The following is a 15,227-nucleotide window of genomic DNA, read 5'->3' on the forward strand; positions in this document are numbered from 1 at the left end:
TGCCGCGCCCGCCGCCGTGGCGGGCAAGATGCATCAAGCTCTCGCGCGTGTTCGCGAGACCGAGTATTGAAGCGTGGCCGGTTGCAGCATCGCGTCGAAGCTCACCGGCTCTTCTGCCGCCGAAACCACGAGCAGGGCCTGAATCGCAAAACACAGCGCATGCGTGGATTGCCCGTTGAGTTCCAGCGTGACGGCGACCTGCCGCAAACGCGGCTCGTGACGCTCGATGGCCTGCTGGATCGACTTGCAGATGAAGGTTCGGTCGTAATGACTCGCGAGACTTAAGCCCGCGAAATCGTTCAGACCGTAGGTCAACACCGAGCGCGAGCATTCCGGCAGCGACGTGAGCTCTTCCTCGGTCAGCGCGATTCGCGTGTTCAGGATCGCTTCCACGTCGCGCGCAACCGCGCCTTTCAGCTCGTCCAGCGACAATTGCCGCATCGCGGCCGGCGCCGGCAGATGCGGTTCGTCATCGAACAGCTTGTCGAGAAAGCTGGGTTCGAAGCGCTTCATCAGGCAGTCGTCAGTTCAACGACGGCAAGGTGGCGCACCCGTTACCGAATGCGCACACCTCGCCGCACGATCAGACCGCGTAGGTCTTGTCGTTCTTCGTGAGACTCCAGGCGCCCTGCGCGTTGCCGCCCTGGTTGCCGCCGATCTTCTGCTGCGTGTACTTCCACTGGACGGCGGCGTACTTCAGCGAGAAGTCCTCGGTCGGCAGGCCTTCGCCCACCACGCTCGGCGTGATGCTCGAAATGATCACGTACTTGAGCTTGATTTCGAGGTACTTGATGCGGTTGCCTTCGCCGTCGGAGCGCATGAAGTCGATCGTGACTTCGTCGAACGTCGTGCCACCCGACGCATGCTGGTACAGCAGCGGGCTCACCACGTCGATGTCCTTCGTGAAGCGCATGTCGGAATGCTCGCAGCGCTCCGCCGTGTGGCCGCCTGCCGTCGATGCCGTTGCCGAGCGCGGCTGCAGGATCGAGTGGTTCCACGAATCGATTTCGATCCAGCCCGTGTGGTCCTTATCGGCCGACTCGCCCTTGATCGCAGGATTGCCGAATTTTAAATAGATGTCCTTCATAACTCATCGACTCCCCAAAGAGGTGGTTTTGACAGACGGCCCGGGCGGCCCCCGCCCGGGCGATGGCCTTCGATTTCAGGAATTGGCCGGCTTCGGCAAGTCCGCGACGAGCCGCAGCGAAATAGACAGCTCGTCCAGCTGGAAATGGGGACGCAGGAACGCCACCGAGCGATACGACCCAGGCTTGCCCGGAATCTCCGAGACCTGGATGGACGCTTCACGCAGCGGGAATTGCGCCTTTTGCTCCTGGGTGGCGTTGTCGTCGAGCAGCACGTACTGGGAAATCCAGCGGTTCAGGAAAACCTCGACGTTCTGAGCCGATGCAAAGCTGCCAATCTTGTCGCGCATCATCGCCTTCAGGTAGTGCGCCACGCGCGAGACCGAGAAGATGTACTGGAGCTGCGCGGAGAGCACGGCGTTCGCATTCGCACTATCCGTGCTGTACTTACGCGGCTTTTGCACCGACTGTGCTGCGAAAAACGCAGCGTAGTCCGAGTTCTTGCAGTGCACGAGCGGAATGAAGCCGAGGTCGCTCAGTTCCTTCTCGCGCCGATCGGTAATGGCAATTTCGGTCGGACACTTCAGTGCGACTTCGCCGTCGTCGGTCTTGAAGGTATGCGTGGGCAGGTCTTCCACCAGCCCACCGCCCTCCACACCGCGGATCGCGGCACACCAGCCGAAGTCGTCGAATGCAGCGGTCAGACGGGCAGCAAAAGCCCAGGCTGCGTTACACCACAGGTACTTGCTGTGGTCGGTGCCGTCCACGTCTTCGACGAAGTTGAAGCCTTCCGCCGTGGCGCCGTCTTTAGGATTGAACGGCAAACGGCCGAGAAAGCGCGGCAGCGTAAGACCGACATAGCGCGAATCTTCGGAATCGCGGAACGACTTCCACTTCGCGTACTCGACGGTGTCGAACACTTTGCCGAGATCGCGCGGCTTGCCCAGATCGGCGAACGATTCGAGGCCCAGCAGTTCGGGCGAAGCCGACGCTACGAACGGCGCATGCGCCGCGGCGGCAACGTGCGCCATCTGTTCGATGAAATAGACGTCCTCGGGCTGACGCGTAATTTCGAAGTCGCCGATCAGCGTGCCGAACGGCGCGCCGCCAAAGGTGCCGAACTCTTCTTCGTAGACTTTCTTGAAGAGCGCGCTCTGGTCGAACTCGATAGCCGTCTTGAAGTCGCGCACGAGGTCGCGCTTGGTCGCGTTGAGTGCCTTGATCTTGATGGTGGAGCCGGTGTTGCTCTCCTGGCACAGATAGTGAAGCCCGCGCCATGTGCTTTCGAGGCGCTGGAATTCCGCCGCGTGCATGACCGCGCTCAATTGTGCCGAGATGAGCCGGTCCAGTTCGGCCACGCGTGCGTCGATGGTGGCCGACAGGTTGTCGGACACGATCACCGTGCCGTCGAGCACCTGATGCACGAGTTCGCCGATCAGGTCCTTCGCGCGCGCGTGCTCCGACTCGGACTTCGCGACCTTGCTCTTCTCGACGATCTCGTCGAGCAGCGACGGTGCCGCGTCCGCTTCGTCCACGCTCGTGAGTTGCGCTGCTGCCGTTTGCTGGTTCATCTCATACCCCTCGCACACCCCGTACTGCGTTTATTCGTCTTTGGCTTCGCCGTCTTTCAGGTCGCCCGCCGCTGCACCGCTCACCCGCGCAAGTGCCTGGAGTTGCTGCGTATTGCTGAGCACTTCGGCGAGCAGGTCTTCCAGCTTGTCGTTGCCGGCAAGCTTGTTGCGCAGGTCGGCCAGTTTTTGGCGCGCTTCGAGCAGGCGTCGCAGCGGCTCGATCTGCGCGACGACTTCGTCCGGGTTGAAGTCGGCAATGGACCGAAAACGCAGGTCGACCGCGAACTTGCCGCCGGCGTCCGAGAGGCGGTTTTCCACCTGATACGCGGCGCGCGGCTCGATACCGCGCATCACGTCGTCGAAGTTGTCCCGATCGATGCTGACGAACTTGCGATCGCGCAGCTTCGGCTGCTCGACTTCAGACTGACCGGCGAGATCGCCAACCACGCCCACCACGAACGGCAGTTCCTTGATTTCGATAGCGTCGCCGCGCTCGACCTCATAGGTGAGCTGCACGCGGGGCGGCCGCACCTTTTGCAAGCGCTTCTGAATGCTTTCCTTCTTCGCCATGAACGGCTCCCAGGTGCAGACGAACAGTCGTTTGAGTGTGAATCAGCGCAGCGCGCTGAACGGGTCCGAGGCGCCACCGCTCTGCGCAGCCTTTGCAGGCGCGGGCGCCGGAGCGGCGGCCGGCGCAGCTTCGGGAGCGGCGCTGCCCGTTGCGCTTGCGGTCACCGCCGGCTTCTCTTTCACCACGTGGCGCACGATGCGGCGCTTCTTCGGCACGGGCTTTTCAGCCTGTTGCTCGGGCGGGAACAACGACTCTTCGCCCAGCGTGTCGCGCAATTGTTTGGCGAGGACCTGGGCGTCCGACTTTGCGTCGCCGGCAAGCGAGGCGTCCTGCCTCAATTCGCCAAGCGATTGCGTCGCCACGCGCAGACCGGCCACCGCCAGTACGCTCTTCGCCTGGCGATCCGTCTGATCGCGCTGCAGGGCTTCCTGCGCAGCGACGATGGCCTGGCCGTAATGACCTTGGGAGAACTGGATCTGCGCAATGCGCGACCACGGTTCTTCGCGGGTCGGGTCGCTCTTGGCGAGTTGCTGATACAGCGCGATGGCACGATCCTGATCGCCGCCCTTCGATACCGTATCTGCGTCCGCCAATGCCTTGTCGAAAGCTTGCGGCGTAGTCGCCACGTTGTTTTGCGTCGCGCAGCCGGCGACGAGTCCGCACGCCAACACCACCCCAGATAGTTTCGTGTGAAGCCGCTGTTTCATCTTTTTCACCGACAGGCGAGTTTTTTAATTCCGGTGCAAACCGGGTTTTACTTTAAGTGAAGTGCGCGGGTATAGTACAGGCCAAATTTCTACAATTCAACTTCCGCGCGAAGAGGTATTGCACAAAAAGAATTGCAGTTGGCCTTTACCGCTAGCAGCAAGAAATTCTTTCCGAAATTATCTGGAATATCCGATCCGGCCCGGAAAAAGTTTCCTGAAAGCGGCTTGAACTGCCACGCGGAGAGCCCGTGTGGCATATGCGTCGAGCATCGTTAAATATGTGCAAATATGTGGCAAAAGGCCGTTTTTCTGATTTTCCAGGGCTTGACGGGGGAGGCGCCGGCGCTCGGCCGGCCGATTCACAATGAATCCGCGCTTTATTCAATATGCATCAGCACTTGCAGCGAGCGTGGCGCTCGCGGGCTGTGCCGCAGGCATCTCGGTGCTGGGCGCCGCGGCGTCTTCTGCCCTTCAGGCAGCGGGCATCGGCAAACCCGACGTACCCGACGCGCAGAAGCCGCCGCGCAATATCGGCCTGACGCTCTTTGCCGCGCCAAACCTCAACGCGGCCAACGACAACCGGCCGCTCGCCCTCGTGGTGCGAGTCTATGCGCTAAAAGACCCCACCTCGTTCGAGCAGGCGCCTTTCGATACCTTTACAGATCCTCAAAAGGAAAAAAGTACCCTGGGAGCTGATTTGCTTAGTGTCCGGGAGGTGACTTTAATACCCGGTCAACGCTATTCGGCCACTGAAAAGGTTTCCAGGGAAGCACAGGCGCTGGGTATCGTGGCATTGTTCCGCGATCCGGCCATGCAGCGCTGGAAATTCGCGTTCGATCCTGCGAAATCGGAGAAATCCGGCATAATGGTCGGCCTGCATAACTGCGCCATGACGGTTACGAATGGCACAGTGATCGCGCCTGAACAGGGAATGCCGTCGCAACCGCTGAATATGCTGTCTTCAGTGAGTTGCGGATAAGAATGACGCTGACGTGTCATTTAACAATCTTTGAATCCGGCATGGCCGGCCCCGTTCTTGTATTCGGCCGCACGCATACGACAGGTTTGAGATGAGCTATTCAGCCAAGGTGCTCTGGGGGGAAGGCCTGTTTCTCAGGCCGCAGCATTTTCAGCGGCAGGACGCCTATCATGAGGCACGCCTGTTCGAGTCCATTCAGTCCATCCAACCGTACAACTGGGGCGTGCGTTCCGTGCGCTTCGATCGCGACGCGCTGGGCAGCAACGTGCTGCGGGTGGCCGATCTCGCGCTGGTCTTTCCGGACGGCACGCTGTACTCCGCTCCGCAGGCCGACGACCCTCCGCCGCCCGTAGCCCTCGATACGCTGCCCGACGGTATCAACGAATTCACGTTCTTTCTTGCCCTGCACCCGCTGCGCGATACCGGCGCGAACTATACGGACGATCGCGATGCCGGCTTCGTCGCGCGCTACGTGAGCGAGCAGGCCCCCGTGGCGGATCACTTTACCGACGCCGCCGCGGCCGACATCGCGTTCCTCAAGACCAGCGTCAAGCTGATCGCGCACAGCGAGCCGCGCGACCAGTTGCTTGCGGTGCCGCTCGTGCGTGTGCGACGCACGGCGACGTCGGGCTTCGAGATCGACGATACGTTCGTGCCGCCGTGTCTTGCCATCGAGGCATCGCCCATCCTGCATCAGCGTCTGCGCCAACTGATCGACGCGCTGCAGGCCAAGGTGAACGCGCTGTACGGCTTTCACCGCGAGCCGACGAAAAACATCATCGAGTTCCGCTCGGGCGACATCGCCTCGTTCTGGCTGCTGCATACCGCTAACGCGGCATTTGCAACGCTTGCGCACCTGTACCAGCACGCGGCGCTGCATCCCGAGCGGCTGTTCCAGGAACTGCTGAGATTGACAGGACAACTGATGACGTTTTCGAAGGGCTACGCGCTCGCCGATCTGCCGGCCTATCGTCACGACGACCCGGGTCCCGGCTTCGCGCGACTCGACACGATGCTGCGCGATCTGCTCGAGACTGTCATCTCCACACGCTACTTCGCGATTGCGCTCGACGAGCTCCGTCCGTCGTTCCATACCGGGCGGCTCGACTCAGGCAAGATCGACGACAAGACGCAGTTCTTCGTCGCGGTGTCCGCCAACATGCCGACAGTCGAACTCGTCGAAGCGGTGCCGGCGCGCTTCAAGGTGGGCGCACCCGACGACGTCGACAAGCTCGTGCTCTCCGCCATGCCCGGCGTGCGCCTCGTCTACACGCCGCAGGTGCCGCCCGCCATTCCGGTGCGTCCGGGCGCCTGCTACTTCTCGCTCGAAGCGCGCGGCCCACTCTACGAGCGCATGCTGCAGGCCCAATCGGCGACCATCTACGCGCCCTCCGGCATCGACGATCTCAAACTCGAACTCATCGCGGTCACATCATGAGCTACGCGCCCTCCCTTTTCGGCAACGGCACGCCGACGGCAACCCCGAATCCCGCATCGTCGCCCGCGAGCGAACCGACCTATCAGGTCCGCTCGCTGCTCGATCTGCTGTACGACGGCTTCTTCATGCTGTTCCTGCTGAAGAACGGACGCGAGCCGGGCGACGCCGACGAATTCCGCGCGCGCATCCAGCAATTTCTCGGCGATTTCGAGCGCGGCGCGAAGAAGCTCGACGTGGCTGCCGAAGACGTGTACGCGGCGAAGTTCGCGTTCTGTGCCGCTATTGACGAATCCGTGCTCGCTTCGCAGTTCCGCATTCGCGCGGAATGGGAGCGCCGGCCGTTGCAGCTCGTGCTGTTCGGCGAACAGCTGGCCGGCGAGAAATTCTTTCAGTACCTCGAAGAATGCCGCGCGCAGGGCGCAAGACGCCTACAGTCGCTCGAGGTCTTCCACATGTGCCTGCTGCTCGGCTTCCAGGGCAAGTATCTGCTGGAAGGTCCGGAGAAGCTCGCGTATCTGACGGCTCGCCTCGGCGACGAGATCGCCCATATGAAGGGCAAGCGTGCAGCGTTCGCGCCGCACTGGCCACTACCGGACCAGGTGGCGCACCGCCTGAAGCGCGAGGTGCCGCTATGGGTGATCGGCGCGGTGTTCGCGCTCGTGGGTCTTGTGGCGTATCTCGGGCTCAACACGTATCTGCGCGACAACACATTGCGCACGCTGTCGCCCTATGCCCAGGTGATCAAGGTCGGACCGGAGTCGGCGAATCTCACGATATCGCTGCCTTGACGAAGCCCGCGTCGCACTTTAGCGCCTCGGGCGTGAAGTGCCCGCGGTGTTGGCCGCCTCGGCCGATTGCCACCTGTCATCGTCGAGCAGACGCTCGAAGAGGCTGTCGAGCTGGGCCTCCGGAAGCGGCAGAAGGCCCAGCAATGCGTAGAACGCCAGACCTCGCGCCGCGGCAAGACGCAACAGGGCGAGTTCGGGGTCAGCGGCTTCGGCGCGAATCTTGTCGAATTTCTCGCTATCGGCTTCTCGCAACGCGTCGAGCAGATTGGGATCCTCCACGAGCGCGGCCAGGACCGCGCGCGCAAGCGAGTGCGGCTGATTAGTCGACTCCCGCGCCACCGCGATCTGCGAAAGCAGCGCCGGATGCTGCGCCGACGCACCTTGATTGGCCGCATAGTTGCGCGCGAAGTTTTCGAAATACTCCCGCTGATATTCGAGGAGCGCTTTCAGGATGCCGCTCTTGGTCCGGAACTGGTGCAGCAGGCCTCCTTTGCTGATTCCGCTTTCGCGTGCCAGCGCATCGAACGTCAAGGCGCCTGGGCCGTCGCGCGTGATGATGACAAGCGCAGCCTGAATAGCGGTGCTTCGGGATCGCTCCGAACGGGTGGGATTGTCCATTTCCTTTCTAGTCAAACGTCTTGTGTGCTCGCAGCGTGCCTTGCTGGCCGCATGGCCGTGTCGGCGCGAGGCGTGCGGCATGTCAGAAGAATAAGCGCAACTTGCGGGCGGAATCCCGCGATTCTATCAAGGCGGCGTACCGGCCCGCGCCGGCTCGCCTGTGCCTTTGCGCCGGGCGTGCAGGCAGATGATGGCCGATCGTTGCTCGCGCAGTCATCGCTTCAAGACGCTACCGGCTGTCTGCTGGCCTTGCGCCGCCGGGGGCGCCGCCGCATGACCATCCCGCAAATCCGGATAAATGCCGACGATAAACACGATGTAGACGAGCCCCGCAAACAGGCCCGCTATCGTCCCGAACACATGGCGCGTTTCTGGCGGGTCGCGCCGCCAATACAGCGGAACGGCAACGAGCAGATAGGCCGCTACGAAAACGAGCGCGGCCATTAACGCCGGCGGCAAGCTAAGCGCAAAGAAGTCCGCCGCGGCCAGCACGCGCTCGTGCACGGGCGCGCTCGTCAGTAGCGAAAACGTCGAGACTAGCGGCATTCGCGGCCTCCCTTCCAGGCAACGTTTTTCACAGGCGACCCGCAATCACCGCATACAGGCCGCAGACGAACCGGCCAATCGCCGATCGCCGCATCTCCGCCAGCCGTTCGATAGTCCGCTTCATCGCCCATTCCCTTCAGACGGAATCACCGTCCGTCCATCGCAATATCGGGCGCATCCTAATATACAAACCGTCTGGACGGTTTACATCCAGAAATGGCGATGCTACGCTGCGGGCTCTTTTCACGTTGGGCACCGGCGGTGCCCGTAACAGGCGGTCCGCAAGGACGAAAATGGAGAATCGGATGAAAAAGTCAGGTCAATCCGTGCGACTCGTGGTGGCAGCCGCGTGCCTGGGAATAACGCTCGCCGGATGCTCGAACGTGCAGCCGGTCAAATATGCGGGCATCGCATCGTCACCGTCGCTGCGTGCAGACGCACAGGACAAGTCTTGGCGTGTGCCGTACGAGTACGCCGCCCAGGTGAACTGGAGCACCTACCGGAGCGCGATCCTGGACCCGGTGACCATCTATCAGGGCGCCGATCACCAGTTCGGCGACATGAGCGCGCCAGACAAATCAGCGCTCGCAAGCTACATGCAAACCACGTTCGCGAAGAAGCTGCGCACGCGCTTCGACCTCGCGAACACGCCCGCGCCGAACACGCTGAGGCTCAGGCTGACGTTGACGGGCGGCGCCACGACGACGCCCGTCATTAGCACGCTGTCCCGCTTCGACATCGCGGGCGGTCTTTACAACGGCGTGCAGGCTGTTCGTGGCCGCGAGGGCGCATTCACCGGCTACGTGATGTACGCCGTTGAAATCTACGACGCCTCGACAAACCGTCTGCTGCGTGCCTATGTGAGCAAGCAGTATCCGAATCCGATGAACATCGGCGCGAGCTTCGGGTCACTGAGCGCGGCGAAAACAGGCATCGACAAAGGTGCAGACGCACTCGTCGCCCAACTCGATTGATTTCCTCTCTTCCCGTTCCTTCGGACTGCTACCGTGTCGATCATGCGCTGGCTACCGCCTTTGATCTGGCTTGTGCCGCTTGCCGCGGCGCTGGTCAGTCTCGCGCTGATCATCAAGGCGGTCAGTAGCAAAGGGCCGGGCATTACCATCGCCTTTGCTACCGCTGAAGGGCTCGAAGCTGGCAAGACGCGCGTGCGCTACCGGAACGTGAACGTTGGCTCGGTCGAAGCGATACGTCTTTCGAATGATCATTCCCGCGTGCTCGTGGACGTGCAGCTCGCCGCGGATGCAAAGGAATTCGCCGTTGCCGACACGCGCTTCTGGGTGGTGCGTCCACGCGTGGGCGCGGCAGGTGTGTCAGGCCTGGAGACCGTGCTTTCGGGCGCATACATTGGTGCGGATCCGGGACGCTCGCATCAGGCCAGCGCGCGCTTCAACGGACTCGAAACGCCACCCGCGGTTGCAAACGACGACGCCGGCCGACGCTACGTCCTACGCGGGGAGTCGATTGGATCGGTGGATATCGGCTCGCCCGTCTACTACCGGCACGTGAAAGCCGGACGCGTGCTGGGCTACGCGATCGATACCGACGGAACAGGCGTCACCATCGACGTTTTCGTGAACGCGCCCTACGACCAGTACGTTGGCGCCGCAACGCGCTGGTGGCATGCAAGCGGCGTGGAGCTTCGGCTCGATTCGAATGGCGTGAAGCTCAACACGCAGTCGCTTGCGACCGTGATGACCGGCGGGCTCGCCTTCGAAACACCACCGCGCCAGGCGTCCCGCGACCCCGCGCCGAGCGGCCGATCGTTTCCCCTCGCCAACGACGAGGCTTCCGCCATGCGCGAGCCCGAAGGACCGCCGGCGCCCGTCGTCATGAAATTCACGCAGTCGGTCCGCGGTTTGGCAGTAGGCGCGCCCGTCGACTTTCGCGGCGTCGAGCTCGGCTACGTGACGGCAATCGACGCCGAGTACGATGCACGTCGACGGGCATTCACCGTTCCCGTCAGCGTCATCCTCTTTCCGGACCGGCTGGGCCGCAGTTACCGACAATCCATCAGATCCGGCGACGCCGCGGCCGGCAAGGCACTGCTGCGCAAGATGGTGGCCGACGGCCTGCGCGGACAGCTTCGCACTGGCAATCTGGTCACGAGCCAGCTCTATGTCGCGCTCGACATGTTTCCCGCGGCGCCACCCGTGTCCATCGACGTGGACCGCACGCCCCTGGAACTGCCGACCGTGCCGAACACTCTCGACGAGCTTCAGACGCAGATCGCCGATATCGTGAAAAAGCTCGATCGCGTGCCCTTCGACGAAACGAGCCGAAACCTGAACAACGCGTTGAAGAGCGCATCGAATCTCTTCGAGCAGCTCGATACGCAACTCGTACCCGAGGCACGAGATACGCTCGCGGCCACGCGGAAGTCCTTCAGCGCAGCACAGGCCACGCTCCAACAAGGATCGCCCTTGACGGGCAACATGCATGAAGCGCTCGGGCAACTCACACGTACGCTGCAAACGCTGAAACAGCTCGCCGATCAGTTGCAGCTGCATCCCGAGTCGCTGCTATACGGCAAACGCCCGGATCCGCAGCCGTGAACGGCGCGGACATGTCTGCGCCCGCGACGAGTTTCGGTCTGTGTCAGTGCAGCGTGCCGAAGAACACCGTAGCGCCTTCATGCGGCGACAATCCCACGTTGAAATAGCCCTCGAGCCGCTCTGCAACCGCCTCCTTCAGCTCATAGGGTGGGTGAATGAAACCCGCCGACACTGCGTAGTCATACCACTCGCTGAGCCAGGCTCGCAGGTTGGCTTCGTGGTCGAGCGGTGCGTTCGTTTGACCCGACATGGCTAGCTCCTCGCTGTGTGCAGCCCTTTCTGCTGTTCCCGCATTCTCCTCTCGCTCACATTACCGCTAGCAGGCGTTGATTTTCGGTGTCGTACTCTGCGGCGGAAAACGTCCCACGAACAACCTTCGTGACGTAAGCAGAGGAATGCGGACATGCCGGCGAGCCGCTGTACGTGCACTGTACGTGAATACATACGCAACGCTTTGTGAAGGGTATGGCCAGTGCAGCAGCGAGAGCTGGGCGGACACGGTTCCGGATCCGCAGATGCTCTTGCCCAGGCGTTCCCGCAGGGATTACTGCTCGTCCAGCCTGCCCTTTTCCATCGCGCTGACGAGACCATCTTAGGCGCGAGCTGGAACCCGGAGCAGTCGGCGCAGGCGGAATGTCGATTAGGAAGGCACTGCTTGCGGTGTCAGGATTTCCTGACAGGACGTGGTGCGAAGCGAAGGTAGGGACGACAGAAGGCTTGAGCTGCAGACCGCCCCTCTTCTGCACTTTGCCCGTTTACATGTCCAGGCTTGACGACAACATCGAATTTTTCGATTCACAACGTTGAGAACGAGTTTCTTTGCCTCACTCGAATTTCGGCCAATCGAGATTCATCCTCCAAAATAATCTGGGTCATCCCTCAAGAAATCACCGAAGCACCACGAGGGATCCCATGAGTACCAATGCACCCGCCATCAATCTAACCAAAGACCACTTGCAAATGGCAGTCGTATTTCACGCCCCATCAAACCACACAATATCTGGCATATTCAACGAGACATCTTCACGCAGCCCGTCGAAACAATCAGTCAGGAACGCCCGCACGCTCTCGACACTCACTCGACGGATTAAAATCGCGAAAATTTGTCAAACGGCACATTAATTTATCCAAAAATACTCAATAGACATAATTCCAGGCGCATTTATAAAAATTCATAGCGAAATTTTGAAAATGTGTAACGATTTCGATCGCAATCTACTTTTTAACTGTACGACATCAATTGCTTGTAGATAGAATCATGCAACAAAAATTCGCAACGCTTTTAAATTCCCAGATATGCTCATTTATAAATCGCCGCGCTACGAGAACCTCACTCTGACGCAGGTGCATCCCAAAAATTACGAGCAACGAATGAGCTTAGGGCTGGAACCGCCGCAGCATCTAACGACGAGCCGAGCGGCAGGCCGGAGAAAATCTTACCCACTGCGGAAAGGCATGCGACCAATGCGGCGCGCGCGGGAGTGCGGTTGAACCATGGCCCGCAGCCATCGCCATTCGGTGCGAAAAAAACCATTGACGCGAGAAATGCTCCTGCCATTGCCACTAGCGACAACGCGCGCGCTGTCGCTGGAAAACCACCTTGCACTCGTCGCGATACGTTCAGGTAACGGCGAGGCGGACCACATCAGTTGTCTGCTAAAGGTCGTCTATCTCGCCTGGTTCATGCTTGACAAGTCAGCCTTGGATGAACGAGCGCTGCTCCGTCACGCGGAACATGTGCTCGATCGCAGCATGACCAGTGCAGAACATGGTGCCCAATGGGCACTGCCCCACGACGACTACGTCGTCATCGAGCAGATTCTGACCCTGCATGATCGACAACTCGCCTCATTGCCGTCGCATCGGTACGCGCTTGCCTGGAAGCAACTGACGAGACTCGCAACAGGCTCGGATCACACACGCTTGCCGACGCCGGGGGCATCTTGAGAAGGCACGACTTGCTTCAAATGGTACGGTACGCGGATAGAGCCGACAAACCGGTTGTTCCCACCACCTTGGGCTGCCAAGGAAGTGAACCCGGCGTCAAGCATTAAGATCCACGCAACGTACCATGGTCGCCTGACCGTGCCGGCATGCCACACGCAGAACTAACGCGCGGTATGCCGGGACGGACCAGGTCAAGCGGATGTACGCGACATCAGCTCAGCAGTTCCGGCGGCAATTTCCCGCCATTCGCTGCAAGCGCTTGCATCAGTTGCTTGTGCAGCCAGATGTTCATCGTTGCGGAGTCGCTCATATCTCCGCCGTACTTCAGTTCCTGAGCTAATTGCTTGCGATGTTCCAGGCTGCTGTCCATACCCAGCGCCTTCATAGCGTCGACAATCGACGTGCGCCAGTTCAGCGTTTGACCGCTCTCGCTCACCAGTTGCTCCATCACGGCAGCCACGTCGACATCCGCGAGCGGGGCGGCAGCTGGTGCGGCGTCCGTCGCCGCCTGTGCGGCAACAGGGTCGGGCGTGGGCTGCGCAGCAGGCGCCGGCTGATCCGGCTTTGCCTTACCGAAAAGCTTGCTTACGATGTCACCGAAAATGCTCATTGAAATCTCCCAAAGGTTTGCAATCGACGCATGCGTGCGCCGCGCGATCATCATGGTACGCGGGCCCTCGTAGCGCTTCGAAACAAAATGCGTCAAAGATTGTTAAAGGCTTCGCAGCGCCTTCTGATACACGCAGACCGATGTACGGAAATTCAGGCGTAGCGAAACAAGGGCGACGCGCACGTCAGTGCTCGTAATAAAAAAGCGACGCAGGGATGCAGGAACCGCCCCCTTACGTCGCCTAAGCAAGCTCGCTCCGGGTGCGCGGAAAAAGTCCGCGCCCAGGTGCAACGTCTTACTGGCTAGCTGTCATGGACGGCGCCGCGACGCTCGTGTGATGCTTGCGATGATGAGGGTGCATATGACGCTGATGCTTAACCGGCGCGACGCTCGCCTCGGGTGCCGGTGCAGCCACGGTGCCCCTCAGGCTCAAAGGCGCCGGTGCGATAGTAGACTAAGCCTGCGCGAAAACTGCGCCCGAGAATGCATATGCAATCGGTGCGACGGTGATGTTTTGTTTCATGCTGCCTCTCCTTCCTGTCAAGAAACTCGATCACTACGCGATACCGAATAACAACGGGGATGCCCAGTGGCGCGAGGTTCCATCGATGCTACGAACCAGTGGCACCGCTTGTGCCAAGACTCTCGCTGAACGTCCGCACGCGCCGTTCGCGACGTGCGGACGCCTTTTGGCCGCCACATCAAGCGGCCATCATTGGACCGCGACGATCAGAACTTGTGGCGAATGCCAACGCGGGTAACGACCTGATGATCGTTGGACGAAGGGCCCGAGGTACCGGCGATGTCCGCCAGCGCAATGCCTTGCCCTTGCTGGTACACCATCTGACCATACACGTCGGTGCGCTTCGACAATGCGTAGTCGGCCATCACGCCAAACTGATTCCAGTGGCCTTTCCAAACGCCAGCTGACTGCACGCCCGCGCGCACATGGGTATAGTCGTACATCGCGCCGAGGGACAACGCCGGGGTCAGCGCGAACTTGGCGTTCACCTCGTAGTTCGTGAAAATCAGCGACGACAGCGCGCCCGTATCGTTGAGATTCGTGTACGTGAAGACGCCACCAAGCGTGACCATGCCGAACGTGTAGTTCAGGCCCGCGCCCGCAACACGTTGACGGCCGGCCGCGAACGTCGCATCGTCACTGACAGCACCGTACGCAGTCGTCCCGGGCCGATTGAGGTGCAGATACGCAACCGCCGCCTTCAGCGGGCCGTTGTCGTACGACGCCCCCAGGCTCCATGCGCGGTTGTTCTTCTGCGAACCCGGCTGATTGCTGAAGCCGTACAAGCCACCGAAGTTGAATCCACCGTAATTGACGCTCGTGTACTTGACCGAGTTATTAATGCGGAAAGAATTGTTGGTGTTGTCGTTGTCCAGCGGATGCGAGAAGAACGTGCCGCCCCAGCTTCCGTTTGCGGTCAGCGGACCCACGTAATCGACCATCGAGTCATACTGGCGCCCCAGCGTAATCGTGCCGGCCGCATTAGAAGAGAGACCCACATAGGCCTGGCTGTTGATTTGCACGGAAACTTGACCCGGCCAGGGCAGTAATTTGCATCGAATATTGACCCACGTAGAACACTGACCTGCTCGGCAACGGGCAGGGGAACGGAGTGATCGACGTGGCTATATTGAGCATCATCCGACGCTGGCACTTTCGCGATCAGGTCTCGTTGCGCGAGATTTCCAGACGGCTGGGCGTGTCCAGAAACACGGTCAGGCGTTACATCCGGGCCGGCACGGTTCTGCCAGCCTATCCCGAGCGCCACAGCC

17 protein-coding genes are annotated in these 15,227 nt (G+C 60.9%); 7 read left to right on the top strand and 10 right to left on the bottom strand.

The window, feature by feature from the left end; all coding sequences use genetic code 11:
* Nucleotides 1–33 precede the first annotated feature (33 nt).
* The 5 genes from tssE to PKKP23_RS08390 form a co-directional block, all read right to left on the bottom strand.
* Nucleotides 34–513 (bottom strand): type VI secretion system baseplate subunit TssE, encoded by a 480-nt coding sequence (tssE, locus tag PKKP23_RS08370; RefSeq protein WP_017777321.1) that lies wholly within the window; start codon nt 511–513, stop codon nt 34–36.
* A 70-nt stretch (nt 514–583) separates the two neighbouring features.
* On the bottom strand, nt 584–1,087 hold the full coding sequence (locus PKKP23_RS08375; protein ID WP_017777320.1) for an Hcp family type VI secretion system effector: 504 nt from the start codon (nt 1,085–1,087) through the stop codon (nt 584–586).
* A gap of 75 nt (nt 1,088–1,162) precedes the next feature.
* A complete protein-coding gene (tssC, locus tag PKKP23_RS08380) occupies nt 1,163–2,656 on the bottom strand; it encodes a type VI secretion system contractile sheath large subunit (protein ID WP_017777319.1) in 1,494 nt (497 codons plus the stop codon).
* 30 nt (nt 2,657–2,686) lie between these two features.
* The gene (gene tssB / locus PKKP23_RS08385; protein ID WP_017777318.1) at nt 2,687–3,226 is read right to left on the bottom strand and encodes a type VI secretion system contractile sheath small subunit; all 540 of its coding nucleotides are present in this window, start codon (nt 3,224–3,226) and stop codon (nt 2,687–2,689) included.
* Nucleotides 3,227–3,268: 42 nt separating this feature from the next.
* The gene (locus tag PKKP23_RS08390; RefSeq protein WP_126876540.1) at nt 3,269–3,934 is read right to left on the bottom strand and encodes a tetratricopeptide repeat protein; all 666 of its coding nucleotides are present in this window, start codon (nt 3,932–3,934) and stop codon (nt 3,269–3,271) included.
* A 364-nt stretch (nt 3,935–4,298) separates the two neighbouring features.
* Between PKKP23_RS08390 and tssJ the strand changes: the two genes are divergently transcribed.
* The 3 genes from tssJ (at nt 4,299) to icmH (ending at nt 7,139) form a co-directional block, all read left to right on the top strand.
* Nucleotides 4,299–4,913 carry a type VI secretion system lipoprotein TssJ gene (tssJ, locus tag PKKP23_RS08395; RefSeq protein WP_017777316.1) on the top strand — a complete coding sequence of 205 codons (615 nt, stop codon included), beginning with the start codon at nt 4,299–4,301 and terminating at the stop codon, nt 4,911–4,913.
* A gap of 91 nt (nt 4,914–5,004) precedes the next feature.
* The gene (gene tssK / locus PKKP23_RS08400; protein WP_017777315.1) at nt 5,005–6,351 is read left to right on the top strand and encodes a type VI secretion system baseplate subunit TssK; all 1,347 of its coding nucleotides are present in this window, start codon (nt 5,005–5,007) and stop codon (nt 6,349–6,351) included.
* Complete coding sequence (gene icmH, locus PKKP23_RS08405) at nt 6,348–7,139, top strand: type IVB secretion system protein IcmH/DotU (protein WP_017777314.1); 792 nt, start codon at nt 6,348–6,350, stop codon at nt 7,137–7,139. Before tssK ends, icmH begins: the two co-directional genes overlap by 4 nt.
* Nucleotides 7,140–7,157: 18 nt before the next feature.
* On the opposite strand, the gene PKKP23_RS08410 is transcribed toward icmH, so the two are convergent.
* Together PKKP23_RS08410 and PKKP23_RS34300 are read right to left on the bottom strand one after the other, a co-directional pair.
* Entirely contained in the window at nt 7,158–7,757 is a 600-nt protein-coding gene (locus PKKP23_RS08410; protein ID WP_017777313.1) for a TetR/AcrR family transcriptional regulator, read from the bottom strand.
* A 213-nt stretch (nt 7,758–7,970) separates the two neighbouring features.
* Nucleotides 7,971–8,303 (bottom strand): hypothetical protein, encoded by a 333-nt coding sequence (locus PKKP23_RS34300; RefSeq protein WP_205702998.1) that lies wholly within the window; start codon nt 8,301–8,303, stop codon nt 7,971–7,973.
* A 305-nt stretch (nt 8,304–8,608) separates the two neighbouring features.
* Between PKKP23_RS34300 and PKKP23_RS08420 the strand changes: the two genes are divergently transcribed.
* The gene (locus PKKP23_RS08420) at nt 8,609–9,277 is read left to right on the top strand and encodes a DUF3313 domain-containing protein (RefSeq protein WP_126876541.1); all 669 of its coding nucleotides are present in this window, start codon (nt 8,609–8,611) and stop codon (nt 9,275–9,277) included.
* A gap of 42 nt (nt 9,278–9,319) precedes the next feature.
* Nucleotides 9,320–10,876, top strand: coding sequence for a PqiB family protein (locus PKKP23_RS08425; RefSeq protein ID WP_168724549.1), 1,557 nt, complete (start codon nt 9,320–9,322; stop codon nt 10,874–10,876).
* A gap of 43 nt (nt 10,877–10,919) precedes the next feature.
* Here PKKP23_RS08425 and PKKP23_RS08430 read toward each other — a convergent pair whose 3' ends face one another.
* Nucleotides 10,920–11,126: a hypothetical protein gene (locus PKKP23_RS08430; RefSeq protein WP_017777308.1), complete on the bottom strand. Its 207-nt coding sequence runs from the start codon at nt 11,124–11,126 to the stop codon at nt 10,920–10,922.
* 1,244 nt (nt 11,127–12,370) lie between these two features.
* Between PKKP23_RS08430 and PKKP23_RS08435 the strand changes: the two genes are divergently transcribed.
* Nucleotides 12,371–12,823, top strand: coding sequence for a hypothetical protein (locus PKKP23_RS08435; RefSeq protein WP_240658827.1), 453 nt, complete (start codon nt 12,371–12,373; stop codon nt 12,821–12,823).
* Between the two features lie 211 nt (nt 12,824–13,034).
* Here the strand turns inward: PKKP23_RS08435 and PKKP23_RS08440 are convergent, their stop codons facing one another.
* Both PKKP23_RS08440 and PKKP23_RS08445 read right to left on the bottom strand, forming a co-directional pair.
* On the bottom strand, nt 13,035–13,433 hold the full coding sequence (locus PKKP23_RS08440; protein ID WP_026121948.1) for a DUF3597 domain-containing protein: 399 nt from the start codon (nt 13,431–13,433) through the stop codon (nt 13,035–13,037).
* A gap of 729 nt (nt 13,434–14,162) precedes the next feature.
* Complete coding sequence (locus PKKP23_RS08445; protein WP_244144199.1) at nt 14,163–14,978, bottom strand: porin; 816 nt, start codon at nt 14,976–14,978, stop codon at nt 14,163–14,165.
* A gap of 89 nt (nt 14,979–15,067) precedes the next feature.
* Between PKKP23_RS08445 and PKKP23_RS08450 the strand changes: the two genes are divergently transcribed.
* A partial coding sequence (locus tag PKKP23_RS08450; RefSeq protein WP_205702999.1) for a winged helix-turn-helix transcriptional regulator occupies nt 15,068–15,227 on the top strand: 160 nt, incomplete at its 3' end.

Origin of the sequence: Paraburkholderia kururiensis JCM 10599 = LMG 19447 (assembly GCF_003986935.1) — a bacterium.
Lineage (GTDB): Bacteria > Pseudomonadota > Gammaproteobacteria > Burkholderiales > Burkholderiaceae > Paraburkholderia > Paraburkholderia kururiensis.

Excerpts from the sequence above, each read along its gene's own strand:
- tssC (WP_017777319.1), bottom strand. The coding sequence starts at position 2,656 with ATGAACCAGCAAACGGCAGCAGCGCAACTCACGAGCGTGGACGAAGCG.
- tssB (WP_017777318.1), bottom strand. The coding sequence starts at position 3,226 with ATGGCGAAGAAGGAAAGCATTCAGAAGCGCTTGCAAAAGGTGCGGCCG.
- PKKP23_RS08425 (WP_168724549.1), top strand. The coding sequence starts at position 9,320 with ATGCGCTGGCTACCGCCTTTGATCTGGCTTGTGCCGCTTGCCGCGGCG.
- icmH (WP_017777314.1), top strand. The coding sequence starts at position 6,348 with ATGAGCTACGCGCCCTCCCTTTTCGGCAACGGCACGCCGACGGCAACC.
- PKKP23_RS34300 (WP_205702998.1), bottom strand. The coding sequence starts at position 8,303 with ATGCCGCTAGTCTCGACGTTTTCGCTACTGACGAGCGCGCCCGTGCAC.
- PKKP23_RS08390 (WP_126876540.1), bottom strand. The coding sequence starts at position 3,934 with ATGAAACAGCGGCTTCACACGAAACTATCTGGGGTGGTGTTGGCGTGC.
- PKKP23_RS08440 (WP_026121948.1), bottom strand. The coding sequence starts at position 13,433 with ATGAGCATTTTCGGTGACATCGTAAGCAAGCTTTTCGGTAAGGCAAAG.
- PKKP23_RS08435 (WP_240658827.1), top strand. The coding sequence starts at position 12,371 with ATGGCCCGCAGCCATCGCCATTCGGTGCGAAAAAAACCATTGACGCGA.
- PKKP23_RS08375 (WP_017777320.1), bottom strand. The coding sequence starts at position 1,087 with ATGAAGGACATCTATTTAAAATTCGGCAATCCTGCGATCAAGGGCGAG.
- PKKP23_RS08420 (WP_126876541.1), top strand. The coding sequence starts at position 8,609 with ATGAAAAAGTCAGGTCAATCCGTGCGACTCGTGGTGGCAGCCGCGTGC.
- tssE (WP_017777321.1), bottom strand. The coding sequence starts at position 513 with ATGAAGCGCTTCGAACCCAGCTTTCTCGACAAGCTGTTCGATGACGAA.
- tssJ (WP_017777316.1), top strand. The coding sequence starts at position 4,299 with ATGAATCCGCGCTTTATTCAATATGCATCAGCACTTGCAGCGAGCGTG.
- PKKP23_RS08410 (WP_017777313.1), bottom strand. The coding sequence starts at position 7,757 with ATGGACAATCCCACCCGTTCGGAGCGATCCCGAAGCACCGCTATTCAG.
- PKKP23_RS08430 (WP_017777308.1), bottom strand. The coding sequence starts at position 11,126 with ATGTCGGGTCAAACGAACGCACCGCTCGACCACGAAGCCAACCTGCGA.
- tssK (WP_017777315.1), top strand. The coding sequence starts at position 5,005 with ATGAGCTATTCAGCCAAGGTGCTCTGGGGGGAAGGCCTGTTTCTCAGG.